General features: G+C 71.5%; 5 protein-coding genes. 4 read left to right on the forward strand and 1 reads right to left on the reverse strand.

Annotated elements, in window-relative coordinates:
- Nucleotides 1-27: 27 nt before the first annotated feature.
- Nucleotides 28-810, reverse strand: coding sequence for a transcriptional repressor LexA (lexA, locus tag ACWEVO_RS26005; RefSeq protein WP_452310130.1), 783 nt, complete (start codon nt 808-810; stop codon nt 28-30).
- A gap of 513 nt (nt 811-1,323) precedes the next feature.
- On the opposite strand from lexA, the gene nrdR reads away from it, so the two are divergent.
- From nrdR to ACWEVO_RS26025, 4 genes are all read left to right on the forward strand, one after another.
- Nucleotides 1,324-1,824 carry a transcriptional regulator NrdR gene (gene nrdR / locus ACWEVO_RS26010; RefSeq protein WP_452310131.1) on the forward strand — a complete coding sequence of 167 codons (501 nt, stop codon included), beginning with the start codon at nt 1,324-1,326 and terminating at the stop codon, nt 1,822-1,824.
- Nucleotides 1,825-1,857: 33 nt separating this feature from the next.
- Nucleotides 1,858-4,755 (forward strand): vitamin B12-dependent ribonucleotide reductase, encoded by a 2,898-nt coding sequence (locus ACWEVO_RS26015; protein WP_452310132.1) that lies wholly within the window; start codon nt 1,858-1,860, stop codon nt 4,753-4,755.
- A gap of 315 nt (nt 4,756-5,070) precedes the next feature.
- A complete protein-coding gene (locus ACWEVO_RS26020; protein WP_452310133.1) occupies nt 5,071-6,048 on the forward strand; it encodes a carbohydrate kinase family protein in 978 nt (325 codons plus the stop codon).
- Nucleotides 6,045-6,605, forward strand: coding sequence for an AAA family ATPase (locus ACWEVO_RS26025; RefSeq protein WP_452310134.1), 561 nt, complete (start codon nt 6,045-6,047; stop codon nt 6,603-6,605). The genes ACWEVO_RS26020 and ACWEVO_RS26025 overlap by 4 nt, the downstream gene beginning before the upstream one ends.
- Nucleotides 6,606-6,681 lie beyond the last annotated feature (76 nt).

The following is a 6,681-nucleotide window of genomic DNA, read 5'->3' on the forward strand; positions in this document are numbered from 1 at the left end:
CGGCCGGTCACCCCATTCCGCGTCTCGTCAGATCCGGCGCAGCACGGCGACCACGCGACCCATGATGGTGGCGTCGTCGCCCGGGATCGGGTCGAAGGCCGGGTTCTGCGGCATCAGCCAGACGTGCCCGTCGCGGCGGCGGTAGGTCTTCACCGTCGCCTCGCCGTCGAGCATGGCGGCCACGATGTCGCCCACCTCGGCGTTGGGCTGCTGCCGGACGACCACCCAGTCGCCGTCGCAGATCGCCGCGTCCAGCATCGAGTCGCCCTTGACCTGGAGCATGAAGACCTCGCCCTCGCCGACCAGCTCGCGGGGGAGGGGGAAGATATCCTCCACGGCCTGCTCGGCGAGGATCGGGCCACCGGCGGCGATCCGGCCGAGCATCGGCACGTACGCCGGGGCCGGCCGCTGGGCCCGGGCCGCCTCGTCGTCGACGTCACCGGGGGCGCGCACGTCCACGGCACGCGGCCGGTTCGGGTCGCGCCGCAGGAAGCCCTTCTTCTCCAGCTCCTTGAGCTGGTAGGCGACGCTGGACGGCGAGACCAGGCCGACCGCCTCGCCGATCTCACGCACGCTCGGCGGGTAGCCGTGGCGCTCCACCCAGGTGCGGATGAACTCCAGGATCCGGCGCTGCCGGGCGGTCAGGTCGACCGTGGTGGGGTCGGGGAAGCTGCTGACCACCGGCGTGACCGGGCGCACGGCGGGCTGGGCCGCCCGGCTGCGCGCGGTGCGGGGTCGACGGGTCGCCGGCGGACCCGCCCCGTCGATCGGCTGCGGGTTCTTCTGCCGGCTGGCCCGGTCCTCGGTCACGTCCGTCCTCCCTGGTCGGCGCTGGGTGCCTCGTCGGCTCGTGGTGCGTGCTCAGGTGGTGCTGGGGCCGGTCCGACGCGACACGCCGCATCCGGTCGTTGTTGACCGTATAGGTGAGATCGGCCATTTTCAAACATCTGTACGACGTGTTGTCGGCGTGTCGCGGCAAAATCCTGGATTTCCGAACGCCTGTTCTGATAAATGGTACGTCGCCCTCGAACGAATGTTCTATCGGCGTGTCGCGTGACCGCCGGGCGGGCCGCCCGTTGGGTGAGTGATGCTGGCGACTCGCCGGACACGCCGTTCAACTTGACCGCGCTAGGGGGACGGCATACGGTCAACCCCTAGATGTAGTAGTCACACGGGCGTAAGTCGCCCACAGGTTGGGTTCAACTACCGAACGCACTCCCGTACCGTCCGGCCGGCGTCAGTCATCGAGGGGATGGCTCCGTCGCGGTGGCGCGTGCCCGGGAGTCGGTCGGTGTGCCCGCGGTCGATGAAGGAGGCAAGGCGATGCGGTGTCCGTACTGCCGGCACGCCGACTCCCGGGTGGTCGACTCGCGGGAGGCCGACGACGGCCAGCTCATCCGGCGGCGGCGGTCCTGCCCGGAGTGCGGCAAGCGGTTCACCACCGTCGAGGAGGCGGTGCTCGCGGTGGTCAAGCGCAGCGGGGTGACCGAGCCGTTCAGCCGCACGAAGATCATCGGCGGGGTGCGCAAGGCGTGCCAGGGTCGGCCGGTCGACGACGACTCGATCGCGCTGCTGGCGCAGAAGGTCGAGGAGACCGTGCGGGCCAAGGGGGCCGCCGAGATCCCCAGCCACGAGGTCGGGCTGGCCATCCTCGGGCCGCTGCGCGACCTGGACGAGGTGGCCTACCTGCGCTTCGCCAGCGTCTACCGGTCCTTCGACTCGCTCGCCGACTTCGAGCGCGAGATCGAGACGCTGCGGACCGCCGCACGCGCCCGGGAGGGCGCCGGCGCCGAGGCGGCCGAGGCCGCCGGCGCGATCAGTTGAGTTTTTCGGATTTCTGACAGTTGACGAGGCGCGGTGGGTGACCGCGCCGACGAGGGGGGCGAGGGCGTGACGACCAGCAAGTCACGGAACAAGGCCGGGGCGGGGCTGAAGATCGAGCGCGTCTGGACGACCGAGGGGGTGCATCCCTACGACGAGGTCACCTGGGAGCGCCGCGACGTCGTGATGACGAACTGGCGGGACGGCTCGATCAACTTCGAGCAGCGCGGGGTGGAGTTCCCCGAGTCCTGGTCGGTCAACGCGGCCAACATCGTGACCACCAAGTACTTCCGGGGCGCGGTGGGGACCCCGGAGCGGGAGTGGTCGCTGCGGCAGCTCATCGACCGGGTGGTCGACACCTACCGCACCGCCGGCGAGGAGTACGGCTACTTCGCCACCCCGGCCGACGCCGAGGTGTTCGCGCACGAGCTGACCTGGATGCTGCTGCACCAGGTGTTCAGCTTCAACTCGCCGGTCTGGTTCAACGTGGGCACGCCGTCGCCGCAGCAGGTCAGCGCCTGCTTCATCCTGGCGGTCGACGACTCGATGGACTCCATCCTCGACTGGTACAAGGAGGAGGGGCGGATCTTCCAGGGCGGGTCGGGTGCCGGGGTCAACCTCTCCCGCATCCGTTCCTCGAAGGAGCTGCTCTCCTCCGGCGGCACCGCCTCCGGCCCGGTCAGCTTCATGCGCGGCGCGGACGCCTCGGCCGGCACCATCAAGTCCGGTGGCGCCACCCGGCGGGCCGCCAAGATGGTCATCCTCGACGTCGACCACCCGGACATCGAGGAGTTCGTGGCGACCAAGGCGCGCGAGGAGGACAAGATCCGCGCGCTGCGGGACGCCGGCTTCGACATGGACCTGGGCGGCGCGGACATCGTCAGCGTGCAGTACCAGAACGCCAACAACTCCGTCCGGGTCTCCGACGAGTTCATGACCGCGGTGGAGAACGGCGGCGGCTTCGACCTGCGCGGCCGGCTCGACGGGCAGACCATCGAGACGATCGACGCCAAGAAGCTGTTCCGCACCATCTCCCAGGCCGCCTGGGAGTGCGCCGACCCGGGCCTGCAGTACGACGACACGATCAACGACTGGCACACCTGCCCGGAGACCGGTCGGATCACCGCGTCGAACCCGTGCTCGGAGTACCTGCACCTGGACAACTCCTCGTGCAACCTGGCCTCGCTGAACCTGATGAAGTTCATGCGGGCCGACGGCGGCTTCGAGGTGGAGAAGTTCGTCAAGTCGGTGGAGTTCGTCATCACCGCGATGGACATCTCGATCTGCTTCGCCGACTTCCCGACCGAGAAGATCGGCGAGACCACCCGCGCCTACCGGCAGCTCGGCATCGGGTACGCCAACCTGGGCGCGCTGCTGATGGCCTCCGGCCTGCCGTACGACTCGGAGCCGGGCCGGGAGGTCGCCGCGGCGATCACCTCGCTGATGACCGGCACGGCGTACCGGCGCTCGGCCGAGCTGGCCGGCATCGTCGGCGCGTACGACGGCTACGCCCGCAACGCGGAGGCGCACAAGCGGGTCATGCGCAAGCACGCCGCCGCCAACGACGCGATCAAGCCGACCGGCACGGTGGCCACCGCCATCCAGCGCGAGGCCACGAAGCAGTGGACCCTCGGCAACAAGGTGGGTGACAAGAACGGCTGGCGGAACTCGCAGGCCAGCGTGCTGGCCCCGACCGGCACCATCGGCCTGATGATGGACTGCGACACCACCGGTGTCGAGCCGGACCTGGCCCTGGTCAAGTTCAAGAAGCTGGTCGGCGGCGGCTCGATGCAGATCGTCAACCAGACGGTGCCGCGGGCGCTGCGCAGCCTCGGCTACCCGGAGGAGCAGGTCGAGGCGATCATCGAGCACATCGCCGACCACGGCCACGTGGTGGACGCCCCGGGTCTCAAGCCGGAGCACTACCCGGTCTTCGACTGCGCCATGGGCGAGCGCTCCATCGCGCCGATGGGCCACGTGCGGATGATGGCGGCCGTCCAGCCGTTCATCTCCGGCGCCATCTCCAAGACGGTCAACATGCCGGAGCAGGCGACCGTCGAGGACGTCGAGAAGATCTACTTCGAGGGCTGGAAGCTCGGCCTCAAGGCGCTGGCGATCTACCGGGACAACTGCAAGGTGGGCCAGCCGCTCTCGGCCGCCAAGCCGAACAAGGCCGCCGCGGTGACGGAGGCCCCGGCCGCCGAGGTCGAGAAGGTCGTGGAGAAGGTCGTCGAGTACCGGCCGGTGCGCAAGCGGCTGCCGAAGAAGCGGCCGTCGCAGACCATCTCCTTCTCGGTCGGCGGCGCCGAGGGCTACCTCACCGCCTCGTCGTACCCGGACGACGGCCTCGGCGAGGTCTTCCTCAAGATGTCGAAGCAGGGCTCGACCCTGGCCGGCGTGATGGACGCCTTCTCGGTGGCCATCTCCATCGGTCTCCAGTACGGCGTCCCGCTGGAGACGTACGTCAGCAAGTTCACCAACATGCGCTTCGAGCCGGCCGGCATGACCGACGACCCGGACGTCCGCATGGCGGCCTCGGTGATGGACTACATCTTCCGTCGCCTGGCCCTGGACTTCCTGCCGTACGAGCGCCGCGCGGAGCTGGGCATCTTCACCGCCAAGGAGCGGGCCGCCCAGCTCCAGGCCGAGGCGGAGGCGGAGGCGAACGGTGCGGACCTCACCGCGATGGCCGCCTCCGCCCCGGTCGAGACGCCGGCCGAGCCGAAGGCCGCGGTCGCCCAGCCGGCGCAGGAGATGGCCGAGGTCGTGGCCGTCAAGCCGGCGCCGTCGGTCGGCTCCAGCACCGAGCTGCTGGAGGCCGTGATCGGCAAGGCCGCGGACGCGCCGCTCTGCTTCACCTGCGGTACGAAGATGCGGCCGGCCGGTAGCTGCTACGTCTGCGAGGGCTGCGGCTCCACCAGCGGCTGCAGCTGACGTCAGTCCGTCTCGCGAGCGCGGCAGGGATTCTCCTGCCGCGCTCGCGGCGGTGCGGCCGCCCGCCCCCCCCCCGGCGGGGGGGCGGGGGGGGGCGCCCGCCCCCGCCCCGGGGGGGGGCCGTCCCCTGGCGGGCCCCCCCCCCGCCGCTTCGTCCGTGCTGCCCGGGCTCGTCCGTGTGGCGTGCCCCGGGCGGTGTGCGTCCGGTGACGGGCGGTCGTCCGCGGGTTGACCCCCGCTCGACCGACCTGCGACGGGCGCGCCGGCCGGACCGGTAGGCTGACCCGCGCCGTGCTCCCGACCGCGAGGGTTGACATGAAGATCGCCGTGACCGGCTCGATCGCGACCGACCACCTGATGAGCTTCCCCGGCCGCTTCGCCGAGCAGCTCATCGCCGACCAACTGGACAAGGTCTCCCTGTCCTTCCTGGTCGACGAGCTGGTGCTCCGGCGCGGCGGCACCGCCGCCAACATCGCCTTCGGCATGGCGCAGCTGGGCCTGCGGCCGGTGCTGCTCGGCGCGGTCGGCGCCGACTTCGCCGACTACCGCTCCTGGCTGGAGCGGCACGGCGTCGACTGCGACTCGGTGCACGTCAGCGAGGTGGCGCACACGGCCCGCTTCGTCTGCACCACCGACCTCGACATGTGCCAGATCGCCTCGTTCTACGCGGGCGCCATGAGCGAGGCCCGCAACATCGAGCTGGCCCCCGTGGCGCAGCGGCTCGGCGGTCTCGACCTGGTGCTGGTCAGCGCCAACGACCCGGCCGCGATGATCCGGCACTCCGCCGAGTGCCGGGAGCGGGGGTACGCCTTCGTCGCCGACCCGTCGCAGCAGCTCGCCCGGATGGACGGGGCGGACGTGCTCGGCCTGGTCGACGGCGCCGATTACCTGATGACCAACGAGTACGAGAAGTCGTTGCTGCAGAGCAAGGCCGGGCTCAACGACGCGCAGCTGCTCGACCGGGTCAAGGTGCGGGTCACCACGCTGGGCAAGCAGGGCGTGGAGATCGCCGGCCGGGACTTCGCCACCATCCACGTGCCGATCGCCCGGGAGATCCAGGCGATCGACCCGACCGGCGTCGGCGACGGCTTCCGGGCCGGCTTCTTCGCCGCCCTCAACTGGGGCGTCAGCCTGGAGCGCGCCGCGCAGGTGGGTTGCCTGCTCGCCACCCTGGTGCTGGAGAACTTCGGCGGCCAGGAGTACGAGGTGCGCCGGGACCTGTTCGTCAAGCGGCTCGCCGAGTCGTACGGCGACGAGGCCGCCGACGACGTCCGGCCGCACCTGCTGCCGTGACCTCCGAGGTACCCGTCCCCGACGGTCGGGTGGACCCGGGCGCGGTACGCCCCGGCGCGGGCGGCCCGCTGCTGGTCGCCTTCGCCGGCCTGCCCGGCGTGGGCAAGACCACCCTCGCCGTCCGGGTCGGCGCCGCGCTGCGCGCCCCGGTCCTGCCGGTCGACCCGGTGGAGCGGGCCCTGCACCGGTACGGCCTGGTCGGCGACGTGCCCGGGATGGCCGCGTACGGCGCGGTCGCCGGGCTCGCCGAGGTGCAGCTCGGGCTCGGGTTCAGCGTGGTGGTCGACGCGGTGAACCCGGTGGCGAGTGCCCGCGGCCTCTGGCACGACCTGGCCGGGCGGGCCGGCGTGCCGCTGCGGGTGATCGAGGTGCACTGCGGGGACGAGGCCGAGCACCGCCGCCGGGTCGAGGCGCGCCTTCCCGACGAGCACCACCCGAGCTGGGAGCAGACCCTGCTGCGCCGGGCCGAGTACGAGCCGATCATCGGCCCGCGCCTGGTCGTCGACACCGCCGTCGACACCGACCCCCTCCCCGGCATCCTCGCCTACCTTCACTGACCCCCCCGCCGCGCCCCGCCCCGCCCCGCAGACGACCGAGCGGGTGGCCGAGGTGGCGCTCGCCGCGCACACCGCG

The sequence above is a fragment of the Micromonospora sp. NPDC003776 genome, assembly GCF_053605645.1.